This window comes from Dysgonomonas sp. HDW5A, assembly GCF_011299555.1.
GTDB lineage: Bacteria > Bacteroidota > Bacteroidia > Bacteroidales > Dysgonomonadaceae > Dysgonomonas_A.
In genome coordinates this window covers 4,210,433-4,223,405 of the sequence record NZ_CP049857.1, presented here as the reverse complement: position 1 = coordinate 4,223,405, position 12,973 = coordinate 4,210,433, and the positions used below count along the sequence as shown (strand labels likewise).

The window sequence follows — 12,973 nt, the reverse complement described above, 5'->3', positions numbered from 1 at the left end:
TCAGTAATAGAGTATCAGATAGAATCTTATTAAATATGTGTATGTTCTTTTTTGTGTTATTTAGATTAATAACACAGAGAATTTTATAGTCAGAATGATATATTACTGTCTATAAAAAATAAATACTGATAAAGTATAGTTAAGCTAATGGAGGAGCCCTCAGGCTGAATTGTCTTAGTGGGTTAATTATTAGAGGACTAACTTTATATTCCAGATAAAATATAGTCGTAGTAGCTAATAGTACATCTATAAAATTAAGCGATTCAGCTTCACCCGATGTAATGTTTGATAATTGGTTAGCAGTGAAAAATGAAGCTGCTGTATGCTGATGAGTCTCTAAAGGTAATTTATTAGAGTTGTTAGGTATATCTTGTGATTTTCGGTATGGATGGGAGTGTACGTATATTACCCCTTCATACACGTGCATATGAACAAATAAAGAGACAACAGCAAAGTACCCTAAATAAATCAGGAATAGTAGGTACGTTGCATGTTTTCTCTTATTTCTTTGTAACAGCATTTGCTAACTTTCGTTATGCTATCCTTTGAATTGAAAGGTAGCTGTTTGGGGGAATATTCTCTATGATTTTTAAAACTTACTATATACTAGTTCTAATCTCATATTTTTCGGGTCATTTCTGATTATACTGGTTGCAGGCTGTAGATAGTTAAATACTCCTGTCAGATAGCTTGTTCCATTTGCATCTGTTTTATAAGCTACTTCAACAGGTATAACAGCAAATACAGGATCCTTATCCAAATTCATATCTTTGTATGTATTGATAAGAGAAGATATATTCGCAAAATTATAAATATTATTGTTTCCTCTAGTACCTATAATTGTTGTTTTACCATCATATAATTTTCTTTGGCTGAAAAACGAATCTACAGAATCTTTATTAATCAGTAATAAGGTCGTTGGTCTACTCAACTCATATTTAGCTGTAGATTCTTTCTCAGTATAACCTTTTAAAGTAAATAAGGCAGTATTAATCGTTTTAAAATTTTTGGTAGCCATATTTGCCCTAATCTTATTGATTGGGAAAGTTACTTCAGTATATACCCCTGCCGGAGTTTTTAAGTATGTAGCCCCTGTTCCTTCAACAAATAATTCATCAGGATTTTTATTCTTAATGTGGTTTAATTGCATTACTTCGGGAGTTACTGTCAATGAGAACGTAGCAGATCTTATAGTATCGGCCGTATTATTGTGATTACCTAAGACATCGTTGTATTTATAATAAATATCAATTGAAGTATAAAGTACTCTGATTAAACTACCCGATCCAAAGTTTGTAGTAACATATGTTCCCTTGAAAAAGCTGTTGAAAGAAGCATTATCCGTAAATTTTTTATCTTTCCAGCCATTGTATATTCTTTTTCCAAAATCAATACCTAAGTCGGCTATGATTTCACGTTGATTTGTAGTTTTTGAAACAACTTTTGCTCCACTTATTGTATAAGCTTCACTGGCTAGGAGGATTGGTTTATCTCCAATATACTTTGTTGGGTCAGCATTTGTATAGAAGTTTTCGGGAATTGCCTTGGTTGCTTCATATACTGATAATCCCATTGGAGCAAGCGTATCTCCACTATAACTATTAAAATCGATAGCAAACTGTACGGAATCTATTTTTACTAGATTGTCCTGAAATTTACCTCCTTCAGGAAAGTAAAATTGACATAAGTAATCCGATTTTATTGTTCCAAACAAATTATCTTCATATTGTCCTAATACTCCATTTATGGTTCGGGCATATACCGAATCCTGCATCGATATGGTTCTTGCCTTTATTGCTAATGTATCGGTCAATACAGAGATACTGTCTGCGGGTGGTTGAATCGTTCCTCCAATAGAGTTCAGATCATCATCACAAGATGCAAAAGCCAATGCTATAAAACAAGAAACTATGGCGAATACGGACTTTACTTTCATTCTGCTTTTAAATTACATTTTAGTTGCCCAAAGATCAGAAAAAATACGTAGCTGCAAAAACAAAAAAACAATTTTCAACATTTTTATGAATTTGTATACTTACAAAGTATCATAAAAGCTGTTTATTGCATCTGCTGATTCATCTACATTTCCTTGATATGGAAGAAATTTGACTTTGTTGTTATTTATATATTCTAATAGGGCAGGATTAACTGTTTCTGCTGTTTGAATAACGCCGTCAGCATATTTCATCGCGAAATTGGTCAGCTTAACGTAATTAATCTCTTCACCTGTAGTCAGGTCCTTAGTATATTTGTCTGTAATTCCGGCTAATTTTAGTTTAGATCCGAACTTATCAGAGAATGGTTGTTTAAAATCGTCATTATACAATGAATAAACCACTTTAGCATCTTTGAAACAAGGGTCATCAGCAAATGCAGTTTTAATGTATAACGGAGTCAAAGCAGTCATCCATCCGTGGCAATGTATAACATCTGGAATCCAACGGAGTTTTTTTATAGTTTCAAGTACACCTCTCACATAGAATATACTACGTTCATCATTATCCAGAAACTCCTTTCCATCATCATCCATTATAGTGTTTTTTCTGCTGAAAAAATCATCATTGTCGATGAAGTATACCTGCATACGTGCAGCTTGTATCGATGCTACCTTTATTATAAGCGGGTGATCTGTATCATCAATAATGAGGTTCATTCCCGATAGACGTATAACCTCATGTAGTTGATTACGGCGTTCGTTTATGTTTCCGAATTTAGGCATGAAAGTCCTGATTTCTTTGCCTTTTTCTTGTATTGCTTGAGGTAGATATCTGCAAGTATTTGCTAGTAAAGATTCAGGAAGATAAGGGGTAATTTCTTGTGTAATAAATAAAACTCTTTTTATGCTCATTTTATGCTGTCTTCAATTATATGAAATTACAAAGATAATAAAAAAAAAATTGGTTTTGAGCAATTTTCGAAGATTGAAAATTCGCGGCGGTTTAGTTAAACATGAATTTTTCTAAAATGAAGTCTTTCTAAAATTTTATTTCTCATAAAAATTTAGTTGCTTTGCACAATCTTTTTAAAGGCTAGTTTAGGTAAAGGTTTATGATAACTCTATACACTATTAAAGATCTGCAAAAGGCAGTGTCTACAAGTAAAAATGAAGAGAAAACGATCGGATTTGTTCCGACTATGGGTGCCTTACACCAAGGACATATTTCTCTGGTCAAAAAATGCTGTGAGCAGAATGATGTTTGCATAGTCAGCATCTTTGTAAACCCGACACAATTCAATAATCTGACTGATTTGGAAAAATATCCTCGAACAATTGAAGAGGATACTAAAATTTTAAAAGAAGCCGGTGCAGATATCGTTTTTGTGCCTTCTGTACAGGAAATATACCCTGAACCTGATAATCGCCAATTCGATTTCGGACAATTAGATAAAGTGATGGAAGGTAAGTTCCGTCCTGGACATTTTAACGGTGTTGCTCAAGTCGTGAGTCGTTTATTTGATATTGTGAAACCGGATAGAGCATATTTCGGTGAAAAAGATTTTCAGCAATTGGCTATTATCAGACAAATGGTTCGCCAATTAAATATTCCGGTCGAAATAGTGCCGATGCCTATAAGGCGTGAAGATAGTGGTTTGGCTATGAGTAGCCGTAATCAACGCTTAACTGACGATCAAAAGAATGAAGCGGTCAATATATACCGAATTTTATCGGAAAGTAAAGCACTGTATAACCAGAAAACAGTTGAAGAAGTTCGAACTTGGGTTGTAGAAAGTATTAATAAAATACCCTTTTTAGAGGTTGAATATTTCGAAATTGTAGATGGAAATACTTTACAGCAAATCGTAGGCTGGAAAGATAACGATTATGCAGTAGGTTGTATTACAGTTTTTTGTGGCGAAGTTCGTTTAATAGACAATATTATATACTACTCATAACTATAATCTGTTTACCTTTGCAGAAATAATAAAAAGGTCAGGAGCCTTATAAATAAAAAAATGAAAATAGAAGTTTTAAAATCGAAGATTCATAGAGTTACTGTAACTGATGCTAGTTTAAACTACATTGGCAGTATTACTATTGATGAAGATTTAATGGATGCAGCTAATATGATAGCAGGCGAAAAGGTATCTATTGTGAATAACAATAATGGAGAACGCTTCGAGACTTATATCATAAAGGGAGAACGAGGAACAGGAACAATTTGCCTGAATGGTGCAGCTGCCAGACGTGTGCAGCCTGGCGATATCATCATTATTATATCATATGCTATTTTGGATTTTGAAGAAGCTAAAACGTTCAAGCCTTGGATCATATTTCCCGATACGAAAACAAATAAATTAATAGATTAAAAAATTAATAATTTATATAAGAATTGGGATGATATATTTTAGTCATCCCTTTTTATTTTAGATTAGCCGAATTGAAGTTATGGCATATTCGTATAAAGATATTTGGAAGGTAAGTCTTCCGATAATGCTAGGTTTGCTGACGCAGAATGTCATGCAAATTACCAATACAATATTTCTGGGTAGAGTAGGAGAGGTTGAATTTGGTGCTGCTGGTCTGGCAGGTATATATTATATTGCATTTTTTATGCTGGGGTTTGGGTTCAGTATAGGGGCTCAGATAATGATAGGACGCAGAAATGGCGAGAAAAACTATGATCAAATAGGAACTATAGTTCTTCAGGGGATGATGTTTCTCTTGGTTTTTGCCGCTTTGTTGTATGGACTCTCTAATGTTTTTTCAAAAACGTTACTGCCAACACTGATTAAGTCTCATCATGTTTATGAAGCTGCTTCTGAGTATTTGCAATGGCGAACATTCGGATTCTTTTTTGCATCAGTAAATATTATGTTTCGGGCTTTTTATGTGGGAATTGCACGAACTTCGGTTCTGACACTAAATGCGGTAGTGATGACGGTTGTGAATATAATATTTGACTATGTTCTTATTTTTGGAAATTTCGGATTTCCTCAGTTAGGTATAGCCGGAGCCGGTATGGCATCTGTTATTGCAGAAATCTCATCTATTATATTTTTTGTAATATATACATTTAAAACTGTTGATTTAGGAAAGTATGGCTTTCATAAAATGAAGTTTCGTTTCTCTGTAATTAAACGTATTCTTAATATCTCTGTATTTACAATGGCTCAGTATGCAATCTCCATGTCTACTTGGTTTATCTTTTTTTTAGCGATAGAGAATCATGGGGAGAGAGATTTGGCGATTACTAATATCATACGGACTTTCTACATGATCTACTTTATACCAATGAATGCATTATCTACCACTGCAAATACATTGGTAAGTAATACAATGGGGATGAGTAAATATGGTGAAGTGTGGCCTTTAATTAAACGAATTTGTTTGCTAAACCTGGGTATTGTAGTACTTATGGGGCTATTTACACTGGTAAAGGCTGATTTTTGGATCGGACTAATTGCTTCTAATAAAGATATGTCTTTGGTGAAAGAAACAATTATGCCATTAATAGTATTGGTTTGTGCTTTACCGATATGTAGTCTTGGTACTGTTTTGTTTAATTCGATATCTGGAACGGGTAACACTCGTTGGGCACTAATTTTTGAGATGATTACGATTGTTCTCTATGTTGGAGTTATGTATGTGGTAGTTATTCACAATAAGTCATCGGTTGCAGTATGCTGGACTGTTGAATATGTATATTGGGGAACTCTTATGGTCTTGTCCTATTTATATTTAACTCGAGGCAAGTGGCAAAATAAAAGTATATAAGATGGTATAGTTTCTTATCGTCTTGGTAGATATAAGGGGTACTAGATATAAAAAAGAAAGCTTCAGAAATTGGTTAATCCAAATCTGAGGCTTTTTTCTTCACTTTCTTTATCTTTTTATTCTTTTTCTCACCTCCTCCAAAGAGAGACTTTACTTTTTTCATAATCATTCCTACAATCATAGGTTGCACCATCTCCCAAATAAAAGGAGCTGCACCGAGAAGCATTTGAGTAACTACTGAAGATGACTTATCCTCGACCTCTTCTTCCTCGGAACTTTGTTTCTTTCCTGTTACAAGAGAAAATAAGTCACCAATACCATTTTTTGCTGAAGATAGAACTGTGCCTACAGCTAATCGACCGAAATGACCTTTGGCATATTGCCAATTACCATGTAATTTTTGTTCGTATTCGGCACATTCATTCTTTAGTTGGCTTCTTTCTAATCGAAGTTCTTGTAAAGGTGATAATTTAGTCTTCATCCACTTCTATTTTCTTGATTGTACGTAAGGTTATGTTCACAAAAGCTCTTCGAATTCTTTTAGCATTGAGTATTAAACCCAATAAAGCAACTAATGTAATAAGTATCAGAACTCCAAACCCGGCTGCATAATTATTCAGTAATTCACCAATAACAAATCCTAATCCAACGAGAATGAGAATGAACAAGATGAGTACAAAAACACTCATCATCAGGCCATATATAATAAATGACGACGCACTGGCAATTTTCTCAAAAGCTTTGAGTTTAACTAGTGTCAGACGTTTTTCTATATAGCTTGATAAGTCTGCTTTTGACTCATCTATAAGTTCACTAAAGTTTTGATATTCTTCGTTGTTATTCTTCATCCTCTATAAGCTCTTCCAATTCATCTTCAACTTTAGAGCACGAGCCTTTCACATTGTTTTTAACTTTATCAACCAATTTGTTGATTTCGTGCATCCATTCTTCTTTTTTATCTGATGCAGCAACATAACCCGCTGCAGCACCAATGGCAGCACCAATAGCTAAAAACAATAAGTTTGAATTTGATTTTCCCATAGTTGTAATATTTATTTTATTAGTAACTTTTTATTTGTATTGTTATATAATTAACAAGAAATTTCTGTTATTGTTTAGATTGATAATCTAAAGTAATACTATTTTGATTAAAGAACAGATTTTACTGACTGTAATTAACTTTTGTTAATCACTCGACTACATCACCAAAGAGTGTCGCGGAGGTGCTTCCTGTTATTCTGACTTTTACAAGCTCACCAATACGGTGATTGTTTTTGTCGAAAATAACAACTTTGTTTTGCGATGATCTCCCAAAAAGTTGTTCTTTAGATCGTTTTGAGAATCCTTCTATTAAAACTTCAAATACCTTGCCCATATCATTGGTGTTGCTTATTCGTGAAAGCTCAACCTGTAAATCTATTATTTCCTGTAGACGTCTTCCTTTAACCTCTTCGGGTACATTATCTTCTAATTTCTTGGCAGCATATGTACCGGGTCGTTCCGAATATTTAAACATAAAAGCAGAATCGAAACCTACTTCTCTCATCAAAGATAATGTTTCCTGATGATCTTCTTCAGTCTCAGAATGATATCCGCACATAATGTCGGTAGAAAGTCCACACCCAGGTATAATGCGTTTGATTGCTTCTATTCTATTTAAATACCATTCTCTATCGTATTTGCGTTTCATTACGCCCAAAATCTTGTTGCTTCCTGATTGTACAGGCAGATGGATAAACTTACATAGATTATCGTATTTAGCAATAACCTCTAAAGTTTCATCTGTCATATCAGTAGGATAGGATGTGGTGAAACGTATGCGCATATTGGGGGCTTCTTTGGCAACAAGTTCAAGAAGTGCAGGAAAATCAACGATTGTTCCATCCTCTTGAGTAAACTTATACGAGTTTACATTTTGTCCCAATAAAGTGGCTTCTTTAAAGCCTTTAGCCTTTAAATCATTTAACTCATTAAGGATGCTTTGAGGTTCTCTGCTGCGCTCGCGTCCTCTGGTATATGGAACAATGCAATAAGTACAGATCTTATCGCATCCACGCATAATGGAGATAAATCCCGAGAGATGATTTCCCCCGATCTTTAAAGGTATTACATCTTTATAAGTTTCGGTTTTAGATAGTTGTACATTAATTGCTTTTTCTCCACTCTCAGCAGCGCCTATCAAATTAGGTAAGTCGAGATAAGCATCAGGTCCTACTACAATATCAGCATGATGTTTGTCTAGGAGCTCTTCCTTAGCCCGCTCGGCCATACAACCTAATACCCCAATGATGAGATTTTTGTTTTTCTTACGTTTTATAGCATTCAGTTGTTCGAGGCGTTGAATGACTTTTTGTTCAGCGTTGTCGCGTATAGAACAAGTATTTACAAATATTGCATCTGCCTCTTCTATTTTTTCGGTCATTTTGTAGCCATCCATTTCCATTACCGATGCTACTACTTCGCTGTCTGCTACGTTCATCTGACAACCATAGGTCTCGATGAACAATTTTTTGTCAGTCGTGGATTTAAAGTCCAGTCCTAATTCGTTGTTCATAATCTATTAATGTTATAAATATAAATATAAATATAAATATAAAGCAAAAATAGTTTATTTATATGATATCCTTAGACAAATCAATGTAAAAATAGATCGATAGTTATAGAGTATGATGGTCATATTGATTCGTAAAGTCTTGTAATGATATGGTAATTATGAAAGTATAGATTAACGATGTTCAAATAAAAAACGTTCCGATCATTCGGAACGTTTTTTTTCTATTTGGTGAAGTTATTTCTCTTTATAGCTTATAAGTTAGCCCTATAGTAAGATATATGTTATACATATTAAAATCTATGGCTCTAAAATCAGAAGGGAAGATAGATGTTAAACCCCAATTTAGATTACTATAAATTCCAAATCTGTCGTTGATCTTTCTTTCGGCTCCTAATATAAGACCAAAATCAAAGTTTCGAAGTTTGTCGTTGAAGTCAAAACTAGCTTTTGTTATTTCGACTTTCTCACCTGTAGGTTCATTGACACGAATATAGCCATCGGAAGCTGTTCCCGAAAACTTACCGCTAAACAAATACGAAGCATAACCTCCTGCTCGTAATTGCCAACTCTGGTTGATATTAAATGTTGCATACAGGGGTATGGTTGCATATGCCAGTTTTACAACAGTTTCATTTTTTCCGACAAAGTAGCCTTCAAGAGCATCATTACTTCCATCTTCAATTACGATACTTGTATAGATGTATTTAACGGTTGCCCTTGTTCCCATTCCTTTATAATCAAGAGATATACCACTGCCTAATCCCCATTTTTGATTGAGCTTATATGTGACATTATAGCCCAATTGTGGCGTAAACTGTGGCCACCATGCATCTATAGAACGTATTTCTGCCGGTATAGAGGTGGGGGCAGTGGCACCAATATTGAAACCGGCAATGATTTTATGTTCGAAACGATTATCCGTCTTTTCTTGGCTTGATAGGGTGAATATAGAAGAAACTATCATCAAGACTATTAATTTGTATTGTAGTGATTTCATGAAATATATATTAATAAATAAAAATATTTATTGATGTTTTATGCTTGTCGAAAATGTTTAGAAAGTCTTAGAAACCTCAATTGTTTAGATCGCATATGACCTCTACATTATCTACTATGAGAGTGCTTCCTACTGCACCTTCATAGAAATCACCATTTTTGCTTGATGCAAATACAATTGCCAGTTTATAATTGTATAAATCGTAATTCATATTTTCAGTATATATGAAAGGTAAATCAAATTTGGTGAATTGAGCTTTAGGAGATCTGTCTTCAAGTATTGCTTTTGATATAACCTTATCAGAGGTGAGGACATTTTCACCATTCAGATATTCTGAAAGACCTTCGCTTCCTTTTGTTACTTTATATATTACTGCATATATAGAAAATTCGTCTTTCTTGTTTGGTACAATCCCTTGTCGGTTAATTAATGTATCTCCCGGCGTATATTTATAATACCCTGTCATTTTTAAAGGGATTCCACTCTCCTTCGGATGTATTTGTCCGAAAAGAGCTGACTGGGGAGGGCTTGCCATATTGAGTTTAAAAGCTCCTCTGAATAATGATCCTGAAAATATCGGAACATAACCTGCCACCAAGAAAGTTCCCCCTCTTTGAGTTTCAAGTAAGGCTGCATATTTTCCACTAAAACAGTCGGTTGTAGATCTGGTTGGGTAAAGGTCTACTTTGCCTAGCTTTGCAGTCATAATTCCTTGATTGGCTGAACTCCACATGTCGTCTAATAAAGCCGGATATTTCCATAGTCCACCTTCCATAAACCAGTCTTCAAAGCCAAATTTTAGACTGAGAGACGAAGTGACACTGACAGTATACACTTTTGTGTGTTGTTTATCTTCCGAAACAACCGTATAAGTAACGTCATTTGTGAAGTCAACAGTGGCTCCGGATGCCGGAGTTATAGTGGCTCCGGGGGTAACTGTAATCAGGGGTGCCAATTTTTTGTTGAGATTGGTGTTCTTTATAAGAAGGGTGACTTTGTTATTACTGATAACTGAATTTACCAATATACTATCAGGTAAAGAAAAAGTTTCGATATCAGCTTCTTTGTTTAATGGTTCATCTTTAATGCACGAAGAAAAGATATATAGTGCAGCGATGAATGAAAGTAAGATTTTGAATTTCATTTTATTTATTCTAATAATTGGGTTGTATTAACTCTTTATCTTGCAGTGCATGTATTGTGTATTGCTCAAACTAGATGAGCCTAATTTTATAAATTGATGTGAAAATGCACGCGAAGATTTATGTCTGATATGTAAAGGTAATTTATTTATATGGATTTAAAGGTTCTGATTGGATGAATTTATTCATACTCACAAAGAAAGGTGTTGTTTCTTTTATAGGAGTTTTATTTATTTTTGATCTTGGTTAATCTCTTCACTTTTTGTTTATAAGAGATAATTATAGGGGATTGTCGACAAAGAAAATGTTTTTGATAAAAAGTTGTAAATTAAGATACATAATTCGTACCTTTGTGAGGTACAAAATGCTCAACAGAATATAGATTTATTGGTATGGAAAATGTAATCGTATATGTAATAGTTGCAGTTATTGTAATTGTAAATATTGTACGAACTTATCAGAAAGAAGCTAAAAAAAATAAAGAAAGGACTCTTTCGCAGCCGGCACGTCCGATTATTTCTTCGGTACCTGCACCTTTTTCAAGACCTCAACAAGTAGATAAAAGTTCAAATACTTCCGAATACCAAAATATATACTCTCCGAGTCCTGCCGGATATACCTTTGCTGATGAAGGTGTGTCGGCTATTCAGCAGCATATCGATCGTCAATCTAAAACAAATTTTAGAGATGATGAACATTTTTTGAAAGACGAAGATTCTGTTGAAGAATCTTTTGATTTGCAGTTGGATACAAAGGAGGATTTTAGAAGAGCTTTTGTTCACACACTTATCTTCGAGAGAAAATACTAATCACTTGGAACAAATTATAATCAATTATATAAAGAAATGGCATTAAAATTTATGAGTGCAGATGAGGCGGCACGCCTTATCAAGAACGATGACAATGTCGGTTTTAGTGGTTTTACACATGCCGGATGTCCAAAGATTGTACCTACTGCTTTAGCTAAATTTGCAGAAGAAGAGCATGCTAAGGGTAATCCGTTTAAGATTGGAATGTTTACAGGTGCTTCAACCGGAGATATGCTTGATGGAGCATTGGCAAGAGCACATGCAATTAAATTCCGTACGCCTTATCAGACAAATAAAGATTTAAGAAATGCAATTAATTCGGGAGAAGTTCCCTATTTTGATATGCACCTTTCTTCATTGGCACAAGAAATTCGTTATGGATTTTTGGGTGGTGTTGATGTCGCAGTAATTGAGGCTTGTGATGTGACTGAGAATGGCGAAATAGTTCCAACCTGTGGAGTTGGAATTTCTCCTACAGTGGCTCGTCTTGCAAAAGTGGTGATTGTAGAACTGAATACATGGAATCCGAAAGAAATGCGCGGAATGCATGATATTGTAGAATTACAAGACCCTCCTCAGCGTGGAGAGATTCCTATTTATGCGGTTCGTGATAGAATCGGTAAAGATCATATAAAAGTAGATCCAAGTAAGATAATTGTAGTAAAATCTGATACCCCTAACGAAGGTGGAGGGTTTGCTCCTGTGGATGAAGTGACTACTCAGATTGGTAATAATGTAGCTAACTTCTTTATCAAAGAGATGGCTGAAGGCCGTATGCCTAAATCATTTCTTCCTATTCAATCAGGTGTAGGTAATATTGCAAATGCTGTATTGGCGGCAATGGGAGAGAGTAAAGAAATTCCTGATTTTGAGGTTTACACTGAGGTTATTCAGGATGCAGTTATCGATTTGATGGAATCGGGTCGTATTAAATTTGCAAGCGGATGCTCTTTAACTGTGAGTAATCCTTGTATTGAGAAAATATATAAAAATCTAGACTTCTTTAAAGAAAGAACTGTTCTTCGTCCTTCTGAAATTTCAAATAATCAGGAAATAGTTCGTCGTTTAGGTATCATTGCTATAAATACAGCGTTGGAGGCTGATATTTTTGGAAATATCAATTCAACTCATGTTATGGGGACTAAAATGATGAACGGTATTGGTGGATCGGGCGACTTTACAAGAGGAGCTTATGTTTCGGTATTTGTGACACCTTCTACCGCAAAAGATGGTAAAATTAGTGCTTTTGTTCCTTTAGTATCTCATGAAGACCATAGTGAACACTCTGTGAAAATTATCATTTCAGAATATGGGGTTGCTGATCTTCGAGGAAAGTCTCCATTAGAACGTGCTCACGAAATCATAGAGAAATGTGCGCATCCTGATTACAGACCTTTGTTGCGCGAATATATAGCAAATGCTCCTGCAGGACAGACTCCTTTTGATATGTATAACTGTTTTGCTTTTCATAAAGCTTTTACTGAAACAGGAGATATGCGTAATACAAAGTGGGAAAAGAAATAAAATCGGTATAATTTAGATTTTACACTTTGATAGAATCTGTTTTGTTAAAATGATATGACCCTGTTCGATTTATTTGGACAGGGTTTTTTATTTAATTTTTTTCATTAGAAATAATATAAATTGTTATGCCGAATCCGATAATTTTATTATAACTGTAGGGTGTTTGATATGAAAAATAATTACAGAGGCAAATTTATTGTAATTTTATTTTGGAAAACTTTCCAACAGTGT

Annotated in this window: 14 protein-coding genes; 5 read left to right on the top strand and 9 right to left on the bottom strand. The window is 34.4% G+C overall.

Going from position 1 to position 12,973, the window contains the following annotated elements:
- Positions 1-139: 139 nt before the first annotated feature.
- The 3 genes from G7050_RS17470 to G7050_RS17460 all read right to left on the bottom strand — a co-directional run bounded on the left by G7050_RS17470 (position 140) and on the right by G7050_RS17460 (position 2,848).
- Positions 140-520: a hypothetical protein gene (locus G7050_RS17470; RefSeq protein WP_166117541.1), complete on the bottom strand. Its 381-nt coding sequence runs from the start codon at positions 518-520 to the stop codon at positions 140-142.
- Between the two features lie 69 nt (positions 521-589).
- A complete protein-coding gene (locus G7050_RS17465; RefSeq protein ID WP_166117540.1) occupies positions 590-1,936 on the bottom strand; it encodes a DUF4270 domain-containing protein in 1,347 nt (448 codons plus the stop codon).
- 99 nt (positions 1,937-2,035) lie between these two features.
- Complete coding sequence (locus tag G7050_RS17460) at positions 2,036-2,848, bottom strand: glycogen/starch synthase (protein WP_166117539.1); 813 nt, start codon at positions 2,846-2,848, stop codon at positions 2,036-2,038.
- Between the two features lie 200 nt (positions 2,849-3,048).
- On the opposite strand from G7050_RS17460, the gene panC reads away from it, so the two are divergent.
- The 3 genes from panC to G7050_RS17445 all read left to right on the top strand — a co-directional run bounded on the left by panC (position 3,049) and on the right by G7050_RS17445 (position 5,716).
- The gene (gene panC, locus G7050_RS17455; RefSeq protein ID WP_166117538.1) at positions 3,049-3,894 is read left to right on the top strand and encodes a pantoate--beta-alanine ligase; all 846 of its coding nucleotides are present in this window, start codon (positions 3,049-3,051) and stop codon (positions 3,892-3,894) included.
- A gap of 60 nt (positions 3,895-3,954) precedes the next feature.
- Positions 3,955-4,308, top strand: a complete 354-nt coding sequence (gene panD / locus G7050_RS17450; protein ID WP_166117537.1) for an aspartate 1-decarboxylase — start codon at positions 3,955-3,957, stop codon at positions 4,306-4,308.
- A 79-nt stretch (positions 4,309-4,387) separates the two neighbouring features.
- On the top strand, positions 4,388-5,716 hold the full coding sequence (locus tag G7050_RS17445; RefSeq protein WP_255499207.1) for an MATE family efflux transporter: 1,329 nt from the start codon (positions 4,388-4,390) through the stop codon (positions 5,714-5,716).
- A 73-nt stretch (positions 5,717-5,789) separates the two neighbouring features.
- Here the strand turns inward: G7050_RS17445 and G7050_RS17440 are convergent, their stop codons facing one another.
- From G7050_RS17440 to G7050_RS17415, 6 genes are all read right to left on the bottom strand, one after another.
- Positions 5,790-6,197, bottom strand: coding sequence for a hypothetical protein (locus tag G7050_RS17440; RefSeq protein WP_166117536.1), 408 nt, complete (start codon positions 6,195-6,197; stop codon positions 5,790-5,792).
- Positions 6,187-6,564: a phage holin family protein gene (locus G7050_RS17435; RefSeq protein ID WP_166117535.1), complete on the bottom strand. Its 378-nt coding sequence runs from the start codon at positions 6,562-6,564 to the stop codon at positions 6,187-6,189. The genes G7050_RS17440 and G7050_RS17435 overlap by 11 nt, the downstream gene beginning before the upstream one ends.
- Complete coding sequence (locus tag G7050_RS17430; RefSeq protein WP_050709251.1) at positions 6,554-6,757, bottom strand: YtxH domain-containing protein; 204 nt, start codon at positions 6,755-6,757, stop codon at positions 6,554-6,556. Before G7050_RS17430 ends, G7050_RS17435 begins: the two co-directional genes overlap by 11 nt.
- A gap of 148 nt (positions 6,758-6,905) precedes the next feature.
- Positions 6,906-8,270 (bottom strand): tRNA (N6-isopentenyl adenosine(37)-C2)-methylthiotransferase MiaB, encoded by a 1,365-nt coding sequence (miaB, locus tag G7050_RS17425; RefSeq protein WP_166117534.1) that lies wholly within the window; start codon positions 8,268-8,270, stop codon positions 6,906-6,908.
- A gap of 244 nt (positions 8,271-8,514) precedes the next feature.
- Entirely contained in the window at positions 8,515-9,267 is a 753-nt protein-coding gene (locus G7050_RS17420; protein ID WP_166117533.1) for a porin family protein, read from the bottom strand.
- Positions 9,268-9,343: 76 nt separating this feature from the next.
- Positions 9,344-10,411, bottom strand: coding sequence for a PCMD domain-containing protein (locus G7050_RS17415; protein WP_166117532.1), 1,068 nt, complete (start codon positions 10,409-10,411; stop codon positions 9,344-9,346).
- 390 nt (positions 10,412-10,801) lie between these two features.
- Here G7050_RS17415 and G7050_RS17410 point away from each other — a divergent pair, with 390 nt between their 5' ends.
- Both G7050_RS17410 and G7050_RS17405 read left to right on the top strand, forming a co-directional pair.
- Complete coding sequence (locus G7050_RS17410) at positions 10,802-11,218, top strand: hypothetical protein (RefSeq protein ID WP_166117531.1); 417 nt, start codon at positions 10,802-10,804, stop codon at positions 11,216-11,218.
- A 36-nt stretch (positions 11,219-11,254) separates the two neighbouring features.
- The gene (locus G7050_RS17405) at positions 11,255-12,742 is read left to right on the top strand and encodes an acetyl-CoA hydrolase/transferase family protein (protein ID WP_166117530.1); all 1,488 of its coding nucleotides are present in this window, start codon (positions 11,255-11,257) and stop codon (positions 12,740-12,742) included.
- The last annotated feature ends 231 nt before the right edge of the window (positions 12,743-12,973 follow it).

Bases quoted from the DNA above. Each gene is read 5' to 3' on its own strand.
- G7050_RS17470 (WP_166117541.1), bottom strand. From the start codon at position 520: ATGCTGTTACAAAGAAATAAGAGAAAACATGCAACGTACCTACTATTC.
- G7050_RS17465 (WP_166117540.1), bottom strand. From the start codon at position 1,936: ATGAAAGTAAAGTCCGTATTCGCCATAGTTTCTTGTTTTATAGCATTG.
- G7050_RS17460 (WP_166117539.1), bottom strand. From the start codon at position 2,848: ATGAGCATAAAAAGAGTTTTATTTATTACACAAGAAATTACCCCTTAT.
- panC (WP_166117538.1), top strand. From the start codon at position 3,049: ATGATAACTCTATACACTATTAAAGATCTGCAAAAGGCAGTGTCTACA.
- panD (WP_166117537.1), top strand. From the start codon at position 3,955: ATGAAAATAGAAGTTTTAAAATCGAAGATTCATAGAGTTACTGTAACT.
- G7050_RS17445 (WP_255499207.1), top strand. From the start codon at position 4,388: ATGGCATATTCGTATAAAGATATTTGGAAGGTAAGTCTTCCGATAATG.
- G7050_RS17440 (WP_166117536.1), bottom strand. From the start codon at position 6,197: ATGAAGACTAAATTATCACCTTTACAAGAACTTCGATTAGAAAGAAGC.
- G7050_RS17435 (WP_166117535.1), bottom strand. From the start codon at position 6,564: ATGAAGAATAACAACGAAGAATATCAAAACTTTAGTGAACTTATAGAT.
- G7050_RS17430 (WP_050709251.1), bottom strand. From the start codon at position 6,757: ATGGGAAAATCAAATTCAAACTTATTGTTTTTAGCTATTGGTGCTGCC.
- miaB (WP_166117534.1), bottom strand. From the start codon at position 8,270: ATGAACAACGAATTAGGACTGGACTTTAAATCCACGACTGACAAAAAA.
- G7050_RS17420 (WP_166117533.1), bottom strand. From the start codon at position 9,267: ATGAAATCACTACAATACAAATTAATAGTCTTGATGATAGTTTCTTCT.
- G7050_RS17415 (WP_166117532.1), bottom strand. From the start codon at position 10,411: ATGAAATTCAAAATCTTACTTTCATTCATCGCTGCACTATATATCTTT.
- G7050_RS17410 (WP_166117531.1), top strand. From the start codon at position 10,802: ATGGAAAATGTAATCGTATATGTAATAGTTGCAGTTATTGTAATTGTA.
- G7050_RS17405 (WP_166117530.1), top strand. From the start codon at position 11,255: ATGGCATTAAAATTTATGAGTGCAGATGAGGCGGCACGCCTTATCAAG.